15 protein-coding genes are annotated in these 18,665 nt (G+C 66.5%); 7 read left to right on the top strand and 8 right to left on the bottom strand.

All coding sequences use genetic code 11. The features are described 5' to 3' along the window. Window positions 1–3: 3 nt before the first annotated feature. The 4 genes from GR303_RS19890 to GR303_RS19875 form a co-directional block, all read right to left on the bottom strand. Window positions 4–441, bottom strand: a complete 438-nt coding sequence (locus tag GR303_RS19890) for a DUF411 domain-containing protein (RefSeq protein ID WP_161725192.1) — start codon at window positions 439–441, stop codon at window positions 4–6. Between the two features lie 26 nt (window positions 442–467). After that, window positions 468–1,904, bottom strand: a complete 1,437-nt coding sequence (locus GR303_RS19885; protein WP_161725191.1) for a multicopper oxidase family protein — start codon at window positions 1,902–1,904, stop codon at window positions 468–470. A gap of 104 nt (window positions 1,905–2,008) precedes the next feature. Beyond that, window positions 2,009–2,548: a hypothetical protein gene (locus tag GR303_RS19880; protein WP_161725189.1), complete on the bottom strand. Its 540-nt coding sequence runs from the start codon at window positions 2,546–2,548 to the stop codon at window positions 2,009–2,011. A 26-nt stretch (window positions 2,549–2,574) separates the two neighbouring features. After that, window positions 2,575–3,357, bottom strand: a complete 783-nt coding sequence (locus tag GR303_RS19875) for a Bax inhibitor-1/YccA family protein (RefSeq protein ID WP_161725188.1) — start codon at window positions 3,355–3,357, stop codon at window positions 2,575–2,577. 439 nt (window positions 3,358–3,796) lie between these two features. Here GR303_RS19875 and GR303_RS19870 point away from each other — a divergent pair, with 439 nt between their 5' ends. From GR303_RS19870 to GR303_RS19845, 6 genes are all read left to right on the top strand, one after another. Further along, entirely contained in the window at window positions 3,797–4,273 is a 477-nt protein-coding gene (locus tag GR303_RS19870) for a FixH family protein (protein ID WP_246726465.1), read from the top strand. Window positions 4,274–4,319: 46 nt separating this feature from the next. Beyond that, a complete protein-coding gene (locus GR303_RS19865) occupies window positions 4,320–4,814 on the top strand; it encodes a FixH family protein (protein WP_161725187.1) in 495 nt (164 codons plus the stop codon). Continuing rightward, complete coding sequence (locus GR303_RS19860) at window positions 4,814–6,373, top strand: efflux RND transporter periplasmic adaptor subunit (RefSeq protein ID WP_161725185.1); 1,560 nt, start codon at window positions 4,814–4,816, stop codon at window positions 6,371–6,373. The genes GR303_RS19865 and GR303_RS19860 overlap by 1 nt, the downstream gene beginning before the upstream one ends. Beyond that, window positions 6,370–9,567: an efflux RND transporter permease subunit gene (locus GR303_RS19855; protein ID WP_161725184.1), complete on the top strand. Its 3,198-nt coding sequence runs from the start codon at window positions 6,370–6,372 to the stop codon at window positions 9,565–9,567. Before GR303_RS19860 ends, GR303_RS19855 begins: the two co-directional genes overlap by 4 nt. 118 nt (window positions 9,568–9,685) lie before the next feature. Continuing rightward, window positions 9,686–10,966, top strand: a complete 1,281-nt coding sequence (locus GR303_RS19850; protein WP_161725182.1) for an adenylate/guanylate cyclase domain-containing protein — start codon at window positions 9,686–9,688, stop codon at window positions 10,964–10,966. Between the two features lie 160 nt (window positions 10,967–11,126). Then, a complete protein-coding gene (locus GR303_RS19845; RefSeq protein ID WP_246205702.1) occupies window positions 11,127–11,534 on the top strand; it encodes a copper-binding protein in 408 nt (135 codons plus the stop codon). Between the two features lie 655 nt (window positions 11,535–12,189). On the opposite strand, the gene GR303_RS19840 is transcribed toward GR303_RS19845, so the two are convergent. Then, on the bottom strand, window positions 12,190–12,879 hold the full coding sequence (locus GR303_RS19840) for an SCO family protein (protein WP_161725270.1): 690 nt from the start codon (window positions 12,877–12,879) through the stop codon (window positions 12,190–12,192). A 151-nt stretch (window positions 12,880–13,030) separates the two neighbouring features. Beyond that, the gene (locus GR303_RS19835; RefSeq protein WP_161725181.1) at window positions 13,031–15,439 is read right to left on the bottom strand and encodes a heavy metal translocating P-type ATPase; all 2,409 of its coding nucleotides are present in this window, start codon (window positions 15,437–15,439) and stop codon (window positions 13,031–13,033) included. A 768-nt stretch (window positions 15,440–16,207) separates the two neighbouring features. On the opposite strand from GR303_RS19835, the gene GR303_RS19830 reads away from it, so the two are divergent. Beyond that, window positions 16,208–16,489: a hypothetical protein gene (locus GR303_RS19830; RefSeq protein ID WP_161725180.1), complete on the top strand. Its 282-nt coding sequence runs from the start codon at window positions 16,208–16,210 to the stop codon at window positions 16,487–16,489. A 373-nt stretch (window positions 16,490–16,862) separates the two neighbouring features. On the opposite strand, the gene GR303_RS19825 is transcribed toward GR303_RS19830, so the two are convergent. Next, a complete protein-coding gene (locus tag GR303_RS19825) occupies window positions 16,863–17,618 on the bottom strand; it encodes a DsbA family protein (protein WP_161725178.1) in 756 nt (251 codons plus the stop codon). Between the two features lie 355 nt (window positions 17,619–17,973). After that, complete coding sequence (locus GR303_RS19820) at window positions 17,974–18,138, bottom strand: hypothetical protein (RefSeq protein WP_161725177.1); 165 nt, start codon at window positions 18,136–18,138, stop codon at window positions 17,974–17,976. Window positions 18,139–18,665: the final 527 nt, after the last annotated feature.

Below are 18,665 nucleotides of genomic sequence, written 5' to 3'. Positions count from 1 at the left end.
CCTTCACTCGACCGCGAAGATCTTGGGCGTAGGATCACCCGAGATCTCGTACATCGTGAACGGCTCCATCTTCCGCCCGGCCATCCCGGGGGAGCCCATCGGCATGCCCGGGAGCGAGATGCCCTTGATCGCCGGGCGCTCCGTGAGGAGCTTGTTGAGGGATTTCAGCGGCACGTGCCCCTCGACGACGTAGTCGTCGACGAGGGTGGTGTGGCAGCCTTCAAGGTCGGTGGGGACGCCGTGCTCCTTCTTGACCAGCGGCAGGTCGTGGGTGGTTACGACCTTCACCTCGAAGCCGCTCTCGCGAAGGTACTTCACGTACTCCTCGCAGCAGCTGCATTGCGGGTTCTTGTAGAGGGTGGCCTGCTTTGCGCTCTGCGCAAGGACGGGACCAGCGAGGGTCAGGGCAAGGGCGAGAGCGGCGGTGTTGAGGATGCGCATGTGATTACTCCTTGAAGATCGTGGTGTCAGGCGACGCGGATGGAGCCCATCATTCCACCCGCCTGGTGCTCCAGGACGTGGCAGTGGAACATCCAGTCGCCGGGGTTGTCGGCCAGGAAGGCAATCTCGACCCGCTCGCGAGGCGCGACCAGCACCGTGTCCTGCCATTCGCGACGGCGGGTGGGCACGCTGTCGCGGCCGAGCACCCGGAAGGTGTGGCCATGCAGATGCATCGGGTGCCACCACTCCGTCTCGTTTTTGATCGCGAGGATGTGGGAGCTGCCGTGGGCGAGCGTGGCCATCGGCTCGTGGACGTGCCCCGTGGCGGCGACGCCGTTCATCGCCCACACCAGGCCCTGGCGCAGCATGGCGCGGACGTCGGTCATCTCGCCGTGCACCATCGCCCCGGCCATCGTCCCCATCATGCCGCCAGCGAGAACCACGTCATGGCGCTGGGCGGAGGACAGGTCCGGCTCCCGCACCGGGTTTGCGCGCAGTGGCAGGACAGCGGTCTCCCGAGGCTCGCGCAGGCGCTCGCTGGCATAGGCAAGATCGAGCAGCCGGTATTCGAGACCCTTGTAGAAGGCGTCCGTGATCTTGAACCGGCCCCCGGGCAGGCCCGTCATGTCGATCACCAGGTCGACGCGCATGGCTGGCCCGATCACCACCCGCCCACCTTCGGGCGCGTGCGGCTCGACCGGATGGCCGTCGAGAGCCACGATCCAGGGGGCGTGCCCTTCGAACTCCAGGCCGAAGATGCGGGCGTTGGCGGCGTTGACGAGACGGAGCCGGATGCGTTCGCCGCGGCGGACCTCGAAGGCTTGGGCCACGGCCCCGTTGACCGTTACCGTGTTGCCGATGCGGCCGGCGTGGCTGACATCGTGCAGGTTGCCGAAGTCGTCGCTGATCGACCCGTCCTTGAGAAGGCGCCAGTCGCCCAGCATCCAGGTGACATCGCGGTCGACCGGATAGGGCTCGCGCTCCTCCACGATGAACGGGCCGGAGAGCCCCTGCCCGACCTGGGCATGGCTCCTCTGGTGCGGGTGGTACCAGAACGTGCCCGCGTCCTCGCAGGCAAACTCATAGGTAAAGCTCTCGCCGGGGCGGATGGGCGCCTGGGTGAGATGGGGCACGCCGTCCATCGGGTTCGGCACCCGCAGCCCGTGCCAGTGCACCGTGGTCTCCTCGGGCAGCCGATTTTCTACGAGGACGCGCACGCGCTCGCCCTGGCGGACCCGGATCCCGGGGCCGGGCACCGCGCCGTTATAGGCCCAAACCGGGGTTGCGGGACGGGAGGCGCCGGCGAGCGCCGCCTCGCCGGGTGCGGCGAGCAGCCGGAACTCTGCGCCACGGGAGCCCTCATGGGCCCGGGCGCTGGGCGGAAGGCTGGCGGCAAGCGCGAGGCCTGCACCGCCGGCGAGAAGGGCGCGGCGGCTGAGCGCCGGCCCGGAGCGATCTGACATGGTCTTCATCCTGAAACGTGTGGGGGCGGCCCGTGCGCCGGGCGCCCGGCGCACGGCGTCGACCGCCGGCGCGCGGGTTCAGGCGCGGCCGCGAGCGGCGCGCCTCAGCTCAGGATGCTGGGTTTCGGCGGAAAGGGATCGGGCGGCCCGCTTAGCCCCGTCGCCCGAAGGACCAGAACAGGATGCGCGGGCGCTTGCGCAACCGACACGAGGTCGGGCGGGAGCGGGAGGACGGCGATCATGGCCGCGCACAGGGCGGCGCAGGCCGGCATTGTGTCGCCGCCCTGATCGCATCCGTCACAGCCGTCGGGCATCGGCGCGCTCATTGCCGCGGCGGCCATCTGGGCGCTCATCTGCGCCGCCTTGACCCCATGCGTCGCCAGCCCCACCGCTAGGGTGAGGGCCAGCACGAGCGCGCACAGGCGGTGGAGTGAAGCCCAGGCCATCGAGTCCAAGATAGCAACCGCACGTCGCAACGCAAAGCGGGTGTGTCCGAATGTCCGCCGCTGCCAAAATCCTTGCCGCGTCCATAGTAAACGCCGCGTCACCAACTTTACTCTGCTGCGGCGCCAGTTGCCTTCCGAGGCGCTCGTCATCGCGCCGTGCCGCATTCGTGCGTTGGCGAAATCTGCCGCACCGGCCACGATCCTGTCTCCGATGATGCTGTCCCTTACTCGTTGCGGTTGCCCACGAGAGCCAGGAGGAACTGGAACATGTTGATGAAGTCCAGGTACAGCGTCAGGGCGCCAAACACAGAGGCCTTGCCCGCAGCCTCAGAGTCGAAGTTGCCGTACAGGTACATCTCCTTCAGCTTCTGCGTATCGTAGGCGGTGAGGCCTGCGAAGATCAGCACGCCGATTACCGAGATGCCGAACTGCAGGGCGCTCGACGCGACGAAGATGTTCACGATCGAGGCGATCATCAGGCCGACGAGGCCCATGATCAGGAACGAGCCCATGCCGGACAGGCTGCGGTTCGTGGTGTAGCCCCAGAGCGACAGCGAGCCGAAGGCCGCGGCCGTGATGAAGAACACCTGCACGACGCTCGCGCCGGTGTAGCGGATGAGAAGCGTCGAGAGCGAAGCACCCATCACCGCAGCAAAAGCGAAGAAGGTGCCGCGGGCAGACGCCGCCGACATCCGGTCCATTCGGAACGTGAAGAAGAAGATAAAGGCCAGAGGCGCCAGGGCAATCACCCACATCAGGGGCGAGCCGTACAGGGTCGCGCCGAACTGGGTCAGGCCGATGCTGCCGATCCGGGCGACCGCCAGAGACGGATCGCTCGTGGTGGCCAGCATGTTGATGCCAAGTGCGACCAGGGCCGAGATAGCAAGGCCCAGGACCATGTTGTTGTAGACGCCGAGCATGAAGGCGCGCAGGCCCTGGTCGACCTGAGCCGCCGTCCGGGCAAAGCCGGTGCCATAGGCGTGTTGGTTTTGCTCATACGGTTGCATCGAACTCTCCGTCGTTGGTTGGCCACTCGCCCTGTCGCGAGCGCGGCGGGCTTATAGGAAACCAACCGCCATTCTCCCAGGTAGTTCGCCGGAACTGCCGACTTGGTTACATCCCGCCTCGATTTTATGCGGCGGCTGCCGCGCGAGAACTCTGCGCAGGCCTTGACCATCAACACCGCGCACTTGCCCGCCGGCACGACCCGCTGTGACCCGCGCCCCGTCCGACAACCCTGCCCTAGAAGATGGTGCGATGCCTCTGATGATCCGGTCGGCTCTGCCCGGCCACCGAAAGCTTTGCGTCGCTCAGCTGTCCCGAGGGCGAGCGGCGCTGACCAATGCGTGAGGCCTGAGGTTGTTCGGTCTGCTCCCGCCATTTTGCCTCGAGGCTGTAACCGTTTCGGCGGCGGCAGCGAACTCACCTGCAAATGGGGGCTTTTCCATGAGAGTTTTGAGGGTCGCATGGCCAAATCTGCCGCATAGCCGCGCCGCCTGTACCGTTTGGGGCCGGGCCGCTCGTGCGGTTGCCCAGGGCACCGCCGCGGCCATGATGGCGGTTTCTATTCTCGCCGGCCCGAGCCTGGCGCAGGGCGCCGGTTCATCCGATTACCAATTCGATCTCGTCGAGCGGGAGCTCAAGCAGGGCTACGGCGCCGTGCTGACCGTGCGGCTGGTGCACCGGGCGACCGGCAAAGTGGTCCCCGGCGCGGTGGTTTTCATCAGTCGGTTGGACATGTCGCCGGACAGCATGGGTGAGATGACGGCGCCGCTGGAGCCCGTGCCCGACGTGCTGCCGGGCTACTTCCGCTTCGAGACCGACCTCGTCATGGAAGGCGACTGGTCGCTCGTCCTCATGGCGAAGTTGCCGGATGCTGACGGCTACGTTCGCGGCAAGCTCATCGTGACGGCGGTGCCATGATGCTTCGCGCCGGACTTCCCACACGAGAACCTACGAGGCTGCAACCATGAAGAAAGCTGTCATCACGCTCCTGTTCCTCGTCGTGCTCGGCGCGGCCACCGCGGCCGGCTACCGTGTCGGCAGGGGCGAGCTCGCCCTGCCGGCCTGGGTGCCGCCACAGGTCACGGCAGCGCTCGCCGGCCTGCTCCCCGCCCGTGCCGTCACCCCGGTCTCGACCGAGGCTCTGAACGACTACGAATTTCGGCTGGTTAGTCCGCAGGCCCGCTCGGGTGAGGCCCTGGTCGCTGTCGAGCTCGTCCATAAGCCGACCGGCAAGCCCGTGCCTGATGCGGTGATCTTCGCCCGCCGCATCGACATGGCCCCCGAGGACATGGCGATGATGACGGCGCCTCTGGAGCCGCAGCCGGCCGACAAGCCCGGCACCTACCTGTTCAAGACCAATCTCGCGATGGAGGGCGGCTGGCAAGTGTCGCTCGCCGCGAAGGTGCCCGGCGAGGCCGGCACCGTGCAAGGCAAGCTTATTCTCAAGGCGGTGCAGTAATGGACCAGATCTCCCCCCTTAACTCTCTGGAACGCCAGGATCCCTTCGCGAGCCGCGACCACTTCGAGCCGGACACGGCCCCTGAGAGGGCCCCGCCGCCGCGCCACGGGCGAACCCTGAAGCGGCTCGCGCTCACCACGCTGGCGGCCACGGCGCTGGCGGGCGGGTTCGCGGCGGGGTACCACGGCGGCCGGACGAACTGGCCGTTGCCGGGCTGGCTCCCGGCACCGGCCGTGGCGTTCCTGAACGGCCCCGCGCCGGCCGCAGCGGGTCCAGTCGCCTATTACCGCCATCCCGACGGCCAGCCAGCCTACTCGATCTCGCCGAAGAAGACGGAGGACGGTCGGGATTACGTCGCTGTTCGGGTCGGTGAGGACGTGAGCTTCGACGACAAGCCGAAGGACGCGTCAGCCGGACAGAGCGCAGCTGACCAGGCCAGCGGCAAGAAGATCCTGTACTACCGCAACCCCATGGGCCTGCCCGACACCTCGCCGGTGCCGAAGAAAGACTCGATGGGCATGGACTACATCCCGGTCTACGAGGGCGAGGCGGAGGACGGCTCGACCGTTACGGTCTCGCCAGGCAAGCTGCAGCGCACCGGCGTGCGCTCGGAGGCTGTCGAGCGCCGGGTTGTGACCCGTCCGGTCCGCGCCCCCGGCACCGTGAAGCTTGATGAGCGCCGCATCGCCGTGATCTCCCTGCGCTCTGAGAGCTTCATCGACAAGGTCGAGGACGTGACCACCGGCGAGCGCGTGCGCAAGGGCGATCCGCTGTTGCGCCTGTATTCCCCGGACATCGCGGCGGCGAGCGCGCAGTACCTCAGTGTCGTGAACGAAGGCAGTGGCGCCGGACGGCCGCTGGTGCTGGAGGGCGCCCGCCGCCGGCTTGAGAACCTCAACGTGCCCCCGGAGGTGATCGCCGAGATCGAACGCACCCGCAAGGTGCCGACCGCGATCACGTGGTCAGCCCCGCGGGACGGGATCATCCTGGAGCGCAATGCCATCGAGGGCATGCGGGCCATGCCCGGTGACGTGCTGTTCCGGCTGGCCGACATCTCGACCGTCTGGATCCTCGCGGACGTGCCGGAACACGACCTGGGCGCCGTCCAGCCGGGCCAGGCTGTGACCCTCCGGGTGCGCAGCCTGCCGGGACAGACGTTCTCGGGCCGCGTTGACCTGATCTACCCGCAGGTGAACCCAGAGACCCGCACGGCCCGGGTGCGGATCGAGATCCCCAACCGGGACGGGCTCCTGCTGCCGGACATGTACGCGGACGTGGAGTTCGCCACCGGCTCCGGCAAGCCCGTCGTGGCCGTGCCCGACAGCGCGCTCATCGACACCGGTACCCGTCAGATCGTGATCGTCGACAAGGGCGAAGGCCGCTTCGAGCCGCGCCAGGTCAAGGTCGGCGCTCGCGGGAACGGCTTCGTCGAGATCCGCGAGGGCGTCGCCGCGGGGGATCAGGTGGTGACGTCCGCCAACTTCCTCATTGATGCCGAAAGCAACCTGAAAGCCGCCCTGCAGGGCATGACGGCACCTGCCGAAGAGAAGCCCCAATGATCGCCGGTACCATCGCCTGGTCGTCCCGCAACCTGATGCTCGTCCTGATCGCGACTGTGTTCGCCGTCGCGGCGGGTCTGTACGCCCTGCGCAGCCTGCCGCTCGATGCCATTCCCGACCTCTCGGACGTGCAGGTCATCGTCTACACGGATTACCCGGGTCAGGCGCCGCAGGTCGTCGAGGACCAGGTGACCTATCCGCTCACCACCGCGATGCTGACGGTGCCGCAATCGAAGGTGGTGCGGGGCTTCTCGTTCTTCGGCGTCTCGTTCGTCTACATCATCTTCGAGGACGGCACGGACCCGTACTGGGCACGGTCGCGGGTGCTCGAATTCCTCAATGCCGCAGGAAGTCGCCTCCCCGCGGGTGTGACGCCGACCCTCGGCCCCGATGCCACTGGCGTGGGTTGGGTTTACCAGTATGCCCTCTTGGCTAAGGACCTCACCCTGGCGGAGCTGCGCTCGGTGCAGGACTGGAAGGTGCGCTTTGCCGCCGCCAAGGCCGAGGGCGTCGCCGAGGTGGCCGCGGTCGGCGGCTTCGTCAAGCAGTACAACGTCGTGGTCGATCCGCGCCGCCTGCGCGCGCAGGGCGTCTCGATGACCATGATCCGCGATGCCATCCGCGGGAGCAACATGGACGTCGGTGGGCGCACGGTCGAGCTCTCCGAGTTCGAGTTCATGGTCCGCGGCCGCGGCTATTTGAAGAACATTCAGGACATCGAGAGCATCGTGCTCAAGACCGATGCCGGCACGCCCCTGCGTCTCGGCGACATCGCCCGTGTCGAATTGGGGCCTGACGAGCGGCGCGGCATCACCGAGCTCAACGGCGAAGGCGAGGTCGCAAGCGGCATCATCCTGCAGCGCTTCGGGGCCAACGCACTCAACGTGATCGAGAGCGTGAAGCAGCGCCTTGCGGAGGTCCTGCCGAGCCTGCCTGCGGGCACCGAGATTGTTCCCGTCTATGACCGCTCGCAGCTGATCGAGGCCGCCATCGAGACCCTCAAGTACACGCTGATCGAGGAGAGCGTCATCGTCGCGCTGGTCTGCATTGTGTTCCTGCTCCACCTGCGCAGCGCGCTTGTTGCCATCCTGATGCTGCCGGTTGGTATCCTGATCAGCTTCGTCGCCATGAAGATGATCGGGCTCGGGTCCAACATCATGAGCCTGGGCGGCATTGCGATTGCGGTCGGGGCGATGATCGATGCGGCGATCGTCATGATCGAGAACGCCCACAAGCACCTGGAACGGGCCCCAAAGGACAAGCCACGCGTCGAGATCCTGATCGAGGCCGCAAGCGAGGTTGGCCCGGCCCTGTTCTTCAGCCTGCTGATCATCACGGTGTCGTTCCTGCCGATCTTCACGCTGGAGAACCAGGAAGGCCGCCTCTTCGGGCCGCTCGCCTTCACCAAGACCTTCGCCATGGCGTCCGCCGCCTTCCTGTCCGTGACGCTCGTCCCGGCCCTGATGGTGATCTTTGTGCGCGGGCGGATCATTCCGGAGCACAAGAACCCGCTGAACCGCTTTCTGATCTGGATCTACCGGCCGGTCATCCGGGGCGTGCTCAAGGCCAAGGTGCTCACGATCCTCGTCGCCCTCGTGGCGCTCGGCGCCAGCGTCTGGCCTGCGCGCCAGATCGGCTCCGAGTTCATGCCGACCCTGAACGAGGGCACGCTGATGTACATGCCCACCACCTTGCCGGGACTGTCGATCACCAAGGCGGCCGAGCTTCTGGCAACCCAGGATCGGATCATCAAGTCGTTCCCTGAGGTTGCCTCGGTCTATGGCAAGGCGGGCCGCGCCTCGACAGCCACCGACCCTGCGCCAACGGAGATGTTCGAGACGATCATCAACCTGAAGCCAAAGAGCGAGTGGCGGCCGGGGGTCACCATCGACAGCCTCAAGGCCGAGATGGACAAGGCGCTGCAGTTCCCCGGCGTGTCGAACGCCTGGACCATGCCGATCCGGGCGCGCATCGACATGCTCTCGACCGGCATCCGCACCCCTGTCGGCATCAAGGTGTTCGGCACCGACCTTGCCGAGATGGAGAAGATCTCGCGCCAGGTCGAGGCCGTGGTCAAGGCGGTTCCCGGCACATCGAGTGCATTTGCTGAGCGGGTGATTGGCGGCTACTACCTTGACATCACACCGAACCGGGAGGCGCTTGGGCGCTATGGCCTGACCGTGGGTGACGTGCAGGATGTGATCGCCATGGCGCTCGGCGGCGAGATGATCACCAACACCGTCGAGGGCCGCGAGCGCTACAGCGTCAACATCCGCTATCCGCGCGAGCTGCGCTCGAACCCGCAGGCCATCGCCACCGAGGTGCAGGTGCCGATGCCCAACGGGGGCGCCGTGCCACTGGGCGAGGTCGCGGAGGTGAAGCTCAATCGGGGCGCGACCTCGATCCGCACGGAGAACGGCCAGCTTGCGGTCTACATCTTCGTCGACATCACCGGGCGCGATCTCGGCGGCTATGTCGCCGAGGCGCGCCAGGCGGTTGCGAACGAGGTCAAGTTCCCGCCGGGCTACTACGTCCAATGGAGCGGGCAGTTCGAGTACCTGGAACGCGCCGAGGCCCGCCTCAAGATCGTGGTGCCGGTCACGCTGCTGATCATCTTTCTGCTGCTCTACCTCAACTTCAAGCGGCTCACGGAGACGTTGATCGTGATGCTGTCACTGCCCTTCGCGCTGGTCGGCGGGCTGTGGCTGATGTGGTGGCTCGGCTTCAACATGTCGGTGGCCGTGGCGGTGGGCTTCATCGCGCTTGCTGGTGTTGCGGCGGAAACCGGCGTCATCATGCTGATCTACCTGGATCATGCCATGAAGGAGGTGCAGGCCGCGCGTGCGGGCCAGGGCCGCGCCTTCAGCCGCGAGGACCTCTACGAGTCGATCATGGTCGGCGCGGTGGAGCGGGTGCGGCCGAAGATGATGACGGTGGTGGCGATCATGGCGGGCCTGATCCCGATCCTGTGGAGCACGGGTGCCGGCTCCGAGATCATGCAGCGCATTGCCGTGCCGATGATCGGCGGCATGGTCTCGTCGACCGTGCTGACGCTGGTGGTCATCCCAGCCATTTACGCCCTCGTGAAGGGGCGCGGGCTGCCGCGGCGGGGGGACGTGGCCCCAAGCCGCGACGGCAGCCACGAGCCCCTGTCCGCACGCCTGGGGAATGCGCTGCCGCGGGCGGCCGAGTAAGCGCCATGAATGTGCCTGTCTTGCAAGTGGCTGTCATGGATCAAAGTCGCCAGGGTTTCCTGCCCCGCGGGTGCCGGTGCGCCATCCGCGGCGCCCTCGCGGCCGGGCGAGTTCTGCGATGAGGTCGCACATCGACCGGGGCCTGGCGCGCGTCGAGCGGGAGACCGAGGCCCTCCTCGCCGTCCTGCGCCTCCTGGTGTTCTCCGCCATCACAGCCGTATTCTGGGCGGGAGGTGCGCTGGAGCATGCGCACATGGCCATGTTCTCCGTCATTGCCCTGGGCGTGTTCGCGACTGTGAGCTTGGTGCTGGCCTGGATCGGCTTTTTTCGGCCTTGGCTGCCCTGGGTATTCGCGACCCTCGACGTCGGTCTCCTCCTACACTGCATCGGTCCTCTGGCCCTCACGTTCGGAACGCTGGCGTCTGGCATCTCGGCCGCTCCAGTGGCCTCTCTGATCTTCCTCCTCCTGGCGATTGCCGCAGTCCGGCACCGACCCTACCTGGTCCTCTACACCGCCGGCCTGTTCGCGGCGGGCTGGGCGGTGCTGTGGGTCACGGCCGGGGCGTGGGCGCCCGACGCCGCCTTCGTCCTGCCGGGGGAGATCACCCGCCTCTCTGTCGTGGCGCTCACGGCCGTCGTGCTGTTCGTGGCGGTAAGCCGGACGCGCCGGGCGCTTGCGGACGCCATCCGCGAGGCGCGGCTGCGCTCCAACCTGTCGCGCTTCTTCAGCGCGAGCATCGCTGACCAGCTCGCGAGGTCGGAGCCGGGACCTTCGTCCTTCCGGCCGCAGCGGGCCGCCGTGATGTTCATCGACGTGCGTGGCTTCACCCCGATGGCCGAGCGCATGGCGGCGGGCGAGCTCGCCCTGTTCCTCACTGAGTACCGGCGCCGGATGGCCGCACCGGTGGCGCGGCGGGGCGGGGTCATCGACAAGTTCATTGGTGATGGGATCATGGCCGTGTTCGGCGTGCCGCATCCGACCGAGGCGGACGCCGGCAACGCCGTCCAATGTGGCCTGGAGATCCACGAGGCGACAGACCGCTGGAACGAAGAGCGTGCCGCGGCGGGGCTCGCCCCCATCGAGGTGGGGATCGGCATCCACTACGGCGAGGTCACCGCGGGGACGCTCGGCGACGAGGAGCGCCTGGAGTTCACGGTCATCGGCGACACCGTCAATGTTGCCAACCGGATCGAGGAGCTCGCCGGTGAGCTCGGCGTACGCCTCCTCGTGTCCGAACCCGCCCTGCAGGCAGCCAGGCCGGTCGTGGACAGCGCCTTGTGGGACCCTGTCCCGGACCAGTCCTTGCGCGGCCGGCGCCAGCCCCTTCGCCTGCTGCGGCAAAAGCCCCCCGCCGAACCGCACCGGGCCCAGCCGGATGCGACCGTGGTGGCGTCGTGAGCAGTGTGGCCCTTTCAATCCGTTTCGACCCGATCCGACGGTCGGGGCTGGCGCACCCGCGGGCGGGCGCCGGCTGCATTTGCCATCGAGCCTTTTCGCGCCCGCGACACAGCCTTCATGCAATGTGAAGAGCTGCATTCGACCACAACAGGAGATCCCGATGTCGAGCCTCATCCTCTTACCGCGCACGCGCGGCCCGGCCCTGAAGGCCTTGGTCCTGGGCGGCCTCACCGCCGCGGCCCTGGCCCTGCCGGCCCACGCTCAGAGCAGTTCCGGCGGCAGCATGGGCAACATGCAGAACATGCCTGGCATGGGCAGTGGCAACACCACGGCGGCGACGAGCGCCATGGCAACCGGCACTGTCGCGTCAGTCAACACCGAGCAGCGCAAGGTCAAGCTCAACCATGAACCGATCCCGGCCATCGGCTGGCCGGCCATGTCGATGGAGTTCGCGGCAGCCCCGTCCGTCGACCTCACCCAAGTAAAGCCCGGGGCCAAGGTGAAGTTCACCCTGAACAAGGGCACGGACGGCAGCTACACCGTTCAGTCGCTCAGCCCGGCACAATAAGCCGTCCCGCCGGAGGCGCAGTAACGTCTCCGGCCCTTCCGCTGGCCTGACCGGCGACGGCCAAGGGCCGCGCCTTGTTCTCCCCGGGGGAGACCTTCTCCCTGCTGCGGTGCAAGGCTCCCGCTGGCCGGATCCCACGCGTATGCTAATGCGGCGAACCCACAGCTGAATGCGGAACGCGAACGGCACGAGTGCGTGAACAGCGTTCGTATGATCGGACCCATGGGCTCACTGCGCAGGAAACCAGCGCCATGCTGCGCAGGCGATCCTCATGGGCGGCGCATGACCGACATTTGCGTTCTCCGAGTTGCCGCCCCTCTCAACCCCTAGAGCAGCAGGTCAGCATGTTTCGAGGTGCCGTGAGCGCCAGGGATCTCGCGCTTCACCGTCCCGGTCTACGAAGGCGAGGAGGCGTAAGCCCGCGCGCCAGGCAGCGAGGCTTCCTATTCGCCGGGCGTGGCCGTCGGCGACCTGGCGGTGCCGCGGCTTGGACTTTCCCGCCTGCGAGGACTGCGCAAAGCGGCACTTGGACCCGGTTGAGGATTCGTGCGGCGGGACGGCAACCGCCCACTCGGCGTGAGGGGGATGGCTGCATTGTCGCGCCTCCACGTGCGGCAGCACTAGCCGCACGTGCGGCGTGGCACGGCAGCCGCGATCAGAAAAAGGACCGGAGGCGCTCCCACAACGAAGGGCTTCGCTCCACGTCGTGGCGGTCGCGGTCGTTCACCAGGGCGTTGATGTAGACGACCAGGTTCGTGGGTTCGAACTGGAGGCCGTGGAAGTTCGCGCGCCAGCGTCCCTCGCGGTCGATGACGTGGGTGACGATACCATGCATCTGCAGGCCGTCGGCAGTCTTGGTGAATTTGTGCCCGAACTGTTCCGCCAGCTTGCGGGTCGCATCCTCGGGCATCCCGGGCGTGGTCGTCAGGAACACCCAATTCCGCAAATCGAGCCCGCGCTCCGCACCGAAGGCGCTCAAGACCTCCGGCTTGTCACGGTCCGGGTCGGTGGTGACGGTCAGGAACTGCACCTGATCGCGCATCGGCGTGCTGTTCACCATGCCCTGGATCTCGGCGATCTTTTCAGTGTGGAGCGGGCACACGTCCGTGCAGCCCAAGTAAATGAAATTGACGATGACGACCTTGCCGCGAAGCGCGGAGAGGCGATGATCGTTTCCCTTGGCGTCCCGCAGCGTGAATTCCGGAGCGGGCCGGTCCTTCACCTCGAAGTACTTCTCCTTTTTGTGCATCTCGCCCTGGAGGCTGTCGAGCGAGTGCGCCGACCCAGGGTCCGCTGTCAGGCTGGCGAGCGCGACAGCGGCGGCGACAGCGAGGAGCGAAGGCATGTTCACGATTAGGATCTCCACTTTGAAGTTTTCTGGGCCGGCGCGCTTGAGGTGGCGCCGAGGTCAGGGCAGACGCATTGCGCTACCCGCGGCATCGGCAGCAGGGTGAAACCTGGCCGGCTCCCGCCTGCCGATGCCCGCGCCCGGGCCATCAGATCCGGGCGACGCGGAGCCGCAGCGCGTTGGCGATCACGCTGACGGACGACAGCGCCATGGCCGCGGCGGCGATGATCGGCGACAGCAGGACGCCAAGGATCGGGAAGAGCACGCCGGCCGCCACGGGCACCCCGAGGGCGTTGTAGATGAAGGCCCAGAACAGGTTCTGACGGATGTTGCGCATGGTGGCCTGCGACAGCCGCCGTGCCCGCACGATGCCATTGAGGTCGCCCTTGAGCAGCGTGACGCCGGCGCTTTCAATGGCCACGTCGGTGCCGGTGCCCATGGCAATGCCGACGTCGGCGGCGGCAAGCGCCGGGGCGTCGTTGACCCCGTCGCCGGCCATGGCAACCACCCGGCCCGCGGCCTTGTGGCGGTTGACCACGGCACTCTTCTCCTCCGGCAGCACCTCCGCCTCGACCTCGGTGATGCCGAGCCGGCGGGCGACGGCCTGCGCGGTGGTCCGGTTGTCGCCGGTGAGCATCACGACGCGGATGCCTTCGGCCTTGAGCCCGGCTAGCGCCTCGGGGGTCGTGGCCTTCACCGGGTCGGCGATGGCGATGGTGCCCGCGGCGCGTCCGTCGATGCCGACGAAGATCGCCGTGGCGCCCTCGCGCCGGAGCTCGTCCGCGGCTTGCGACAGGGGAGCGACATCGATGCCCCGCTCCGCGAGGAAGCGGGCGTTGCCCAGCACCACGGCCCTGCCGTCCACCGTCCCGAGGGCGCCTTTGCCGGTGGGCGAATCGAACCCCTCCGGGTCGGCCAGGGCGAGGCGCCGCTGCGTCGCCGCGGCGACGATGGCCGTGGCGAGCGGGTGCTCGCTGGCCCGCTCGACGCTGGCGGCGAGGCGCAGGATCTCGTCCTCGCCGAACCCTGGCGCCGGCACCACCGCGGTCACGGCGGGCTTGCCCTCGGTGAGGGTGCCGGTCTTGTCGACCACGAGGGTGTCGACCTTTTCCATCCGCTCCAGCGCCTCGGCGTTCCTGATGAGAACCCCGCCTTGGGCGCCCCGCCCGACGCCGACCATGATCGACATGGGCGTTGCAAGGCCGAGCGCGCACGGGCACGCGATGATGAGCACCGCGACCGCCGCGATGAGGGCGAAGGAGAGCCGCGGCTCGGGGCCGAAGAAGAACCACGCGAGGAAGGCGAGCGCCGCGATCACGATCACCGCGGGCACGAACCATCCGGCGACCTGATCGACGAGCCGTTGGATCGGGGCGCGGGAGCGCTGGGCGTCGGCGACCATCTGCACGATGCGCGCGAGCATGGTGTCGCGCCCGACCCTCTCGGCGCGCATGACGAAGCTGCCGGTCTGGTTGAGGGTGCCCGCCGTCACCTTGGACCCGGGCTCCTTGGTGACGGGCATCGACTCGCCCGTGACCATGGATTCGTCGACCGAGCAGCGTCCTTCCAGGACCTCGCCGTCGACCGGCACCTTTTCGCCCGGACGAACCCGCAGCCGGTCGCCGACACCGACCGCGTCAAGGGCGATCTCCTCGTCGACGCCATCCGCACTGAGGCGCCGTGCTGTCTTGGGCGTGAGGTCAAGCAGGGCCCGGATGGCGCCGGAGGTCTGGTCGCGGGCCTTGAGTTCCAGCACCTGCCCGAGGAGAACCAGGACGGTGATCACGGCCGCTGCCTCAAAGTAAGCCGGGATGGCGCCGTCGGGCCCCCGCAGGGCCGCCGGGAACAGGCCGGGCGCGAGGGTCGCGACGGTGCTGTAGCCCCAGGCCGCGCCGACCCCGAGTGCGATCAGGGTGAACATGTTGAGGCTGCGCGCCACCACGGATTGCCAGCCGCGCACGAAGAACGGCCAGCCGGTCCAGAGCACCACCGGGGTGGCGAGGGCGAGTTGCACCCAGTTGGAGGCCTGCTGGCCGATCACGTGGGTGAGCCCCGTCAGATCGCCGCCCATGGACAGGAGCACGACGGGAACGGTCAGGGCCGTGCCGATCCAGAACCGGCGCGTCATGTCGACGAGTTCCGGGTTCGGACCAGCATCCGCGGTGATGATGTCGGGTTCGAGCGCCATGCCGCAGATGGGGCAGGACCCTGGCCCGACCTGCCTGACCTCGGGATGCATCGGGCAGGTGTAGATCGTGCCCTCCGGGACGGGCTCGTCGGTCTGCTTGACGGCCTGCGGGGACAGGTAGCGGGCCGGATCCTTTTCGAACTTGTCCTGGCATCCGGCCGAGCAGAAATAAAACGGGCGTCCGCCGTGCTGTGCCCGATGGGGCGTGGTGTGCGGGTCGACCATCATGCCGCAGACTGGGTCCTTCACGTGGAGCTCCGCGTCGGAAGCGGCCGGATGCATATGCGCGTCGGCCGAGCCATCCACATGGCCATGGGTGGAAGCATCATGGTGGCAACGCGGGTTCGCTTTGGCTCGGTCGTGGGTCATCTGAAGTTTCCTTGCTGGTCAGGTGCGTGAACCGTTGCGCCCGGCGGACAAACGCCCGGTGTGGGGCTTCGATCCCCTAATGGCGCGGGCCCTGTACCGCGGAGGCGCACAGTCGAGCGGTGGTGGGGGTGGGTCAGCCTCACGTGAAAAGCCGGGCAACGGCGAACAGCACGATCAGCAGGCCAGCCCCCAGGCAGAGAGCCATTGACCAGGGGGAGCTGCCGGCCATCGAGTGATGACGGGGAGCGGGGCCGGGTCTGCTCGCCGTCGGAGCTCGAATTCATGGGCTGTTCCTTGTCCAGGATGTCGGGGCTTATGGAAGGGTTTTTCCTGCGGAGGATCCTCCGGACCTGGACACCGCGTCAGGTGTTCAAGCGGGGCCCCCGCCGGGATCCCGGACGCCAGGCCCGGACGGGAGCCAGCGCGACGGTCGGCGCGCGGAACCACGCGGTGGTCGCGAGGAGGAGCAGGAGGGCTCCCAGTGCTGATACGAGATACATTGCCTTGTCTCCGTGCCGCGGTAGGCGGCGCATTCTTCTTATTATTCGGGGTCGGTGGGCCGAAGGTTACACGCCATATGCGCCTGCTGCCGTGCCCGGAGGCTGAGATCGCGGGCTGCCCTTACGGGTGTCAGTGTCACGATCATTGGACGGGCTAGAAGGTCTGGCGGGCCGTGCGCGGGACGCTGTAACCAAAGCGCCGTTCCCACCGAACTTAAGTACAGGAGCACCAAGGTTGCGCTCCCAACAAGATAGGAGGCTCATTGTCATGAAACAATTTCCCCTCGCCTTCGCCATTGCGGCGAGCATTTCAGGCGCCGTCCAGGCCCAGCCCGTCATGTCCGGATACCCTGCCGTCTCTGGCTACAACGATCCCGGACAAGCCTACTCGGGTGCGCAAAGACCCAGCCGCAATCTGACTGGGCAGTTCCCGGAGGGGAGCTTCCCCCCGGGGCACAGGCCGACGCCGCTGCAAGAGATGTTGGCACGGAACGGAGCCGCGGCAGTTGACGCCCAGCAGTACAACAGCTGGATCAAGCGCAACAACTAGCACTTGGCGGTCCGGGCGGACCTGGACCGGGTGCGCCCGCCCCCCGGACTGACTGAACATGTGCCGCCGACTGTCAGCAGGGAAGCGGCACGTTGGGTTCAAGAACGGAGGTCACTAGACCTAATTCTCACCATGCCGCTCTACCATGCTTGCAGACACTCAGAACACAAAACCTGTGCCGACCAGATGCCTAACTTGGCTGCCCGTACAATGATTGTCATGCGGTCTTGAGCGCAGGTTTAATAGCATCAATCAGGGCGCCGGGAGTCGGATGGTTGCAGTGGCCTAAGTCCAACTATACGGGTTAGAGCGGCAAGTCACTGCAGCGGATGTCAGCGGGCGCGGGAGCTGCTGTTCACATCCTGGTTCTGCTTCAGTTCCGCGTGTTCGCGATGACCTGCTTCAGTGGCTCGGCCCCGACAGCGCCAGCGATAACCTCATTCCCGATCACGAAGCCCGGCGTGCCGTTGATCCCCAGCTTTTGCCCAAGTTCCATGTTCTCCTGGAGGGTGGCATTGATATCGCTGCTTTGCAGATCCTTTTCCAGGCGCGCCATGTCGAGCCCCATCTCCTTGGCGACAGCCTTAGCGGATTCCCCATTGGCCTGGCCGCGTCTCTCCATGAGATTGGTGTGGAACTCGTAGAGCTTGTCGCCGGAGAGCTGGGCCTTGGCCGCTAGTGCAACCCGGCTGGCCTCGACCGACCCCGGGCCGAGCACCGGAAAGTCCTTGATCACCACCCGCAGCTTGGGGTCAGACTTGATGAGCGCCTTCACATCGGCCATGGCGCGTTTGCAGTAGCCACAGTTGTAGTCGAGGAACTCGACCATGGTGACGTCGCCCTGCGGGTTGCCGAGCACGAAGTCATGGGGCGAGTTCTCGAGCTTGGCGCGCTCGGAGGTCAGCACCTCCGCCCGGCCTGCCTGCTCAGCCTCCTGCATGCGCCGCTGGAGTTCGGTGAAAGCCTCCTGCAGCACCTCCGGGTTCTTGACGAGATACTCTCGAATGATCCCGCCGATGGCATCGCGCTGCTCGGGCGTGAACGGAGTAGGCTGGGCCCATACCGCCGAAGGCAGAACGAGCGCGGTCAAGAGCGCAACGCGGTGGACGGCGGAGGAATTGAAGGGCATGAACGGAGATCCTTGCTGTAAGAGCGTTCTATTCTCGTCTCTGTGGTGGATCGGTCAGCTACTTGCTGAGTGCAAGCCCACCATGGCTACCGATTCGGATCCTCCCTGTCGATCAGCGTAGGCCCGCTTCGGTTCGGACGACCCCATGAGGGCAGTTCACAATCGTGCTAACGTCGTGCCGTGGAACAAGGGGCGTATAAAAGGCAATCCATGTGTGGCTCACAAGTTCGCCGTGCAATCCAAACGGTCGCAGGCCAAACACGGTCCGCTGAACTCTCGGGCAGGCGCGTTCATCACAAGAAGAGCCGGGGGATCTTGGGCGCGGTCAAGGTACCGGGCTGGTAGCAGGATTGGGTCAAGGAATAGGGTTCGAAGGTCCTTGGGCGAAAACCATAAAGATTGCGGATAGCACACTGGCCAGTAGAAACACGCTGATGACAAGAGTGCCGAACGGGATGTGGCGGCTTTTCCAAGCCAAGCGAGCAGCCTCCTTATGCTCTTCCGGGGTCTCGTCAGACATGATCAATCTCCATAAAATTGTCTACCTTGGGAACTTTTGCACGAGAGGCGGAAGGCCAAGGGAATGTGCACGGTGCCTCGTACACGAGCTCCGATCTGAAGCGATCCCGCCGAAGAGATTCGGCGAGCTGCGGATGGCAAACGAGTGCGGCAGCGATGACGACAAGCTCTCATTGGTCTACTCCTGACTAACCAGAGAGTTCAGGGATCGTCTGACCATGAGTTCGGACTTGCGGGGGGACCGGTTACATGCCCGCTTGATCTCTGCGCATTCGACTACAGCGTGTGTGCCATGGACACTACAAGATGGCAGTCTCCCATTGCGACGGCTGACCATAAATGGTGTCTGTTGTGTCACAGTGGAGGAATCAAAGCGTCCACAGTGACGAGGTTCTGCTCGAGGTGCCGTCGCGAGCTGTGTTGAAATTCGGGTGGCGCGATCTCCGGCATGAACATCGTATTGGGTCAGGCGGCGAGGTCAATCGTCTCCTTCGGGGCTGACGCTTGTGTCAGCGTCTTCCAGCCGTC

The organism is Microvirga arsenatis (assembly GCF_009910705.1).
Lineage (GTDB): Bacteria > Pseudomonadota > Alphaproteobacteria > Rhizobiales > Beijerinckiaceae > Microvirga > Microvirga arsenatis.
This window is presented reverse-complemented; position numbering and strand designations above follow the sequence as displayed.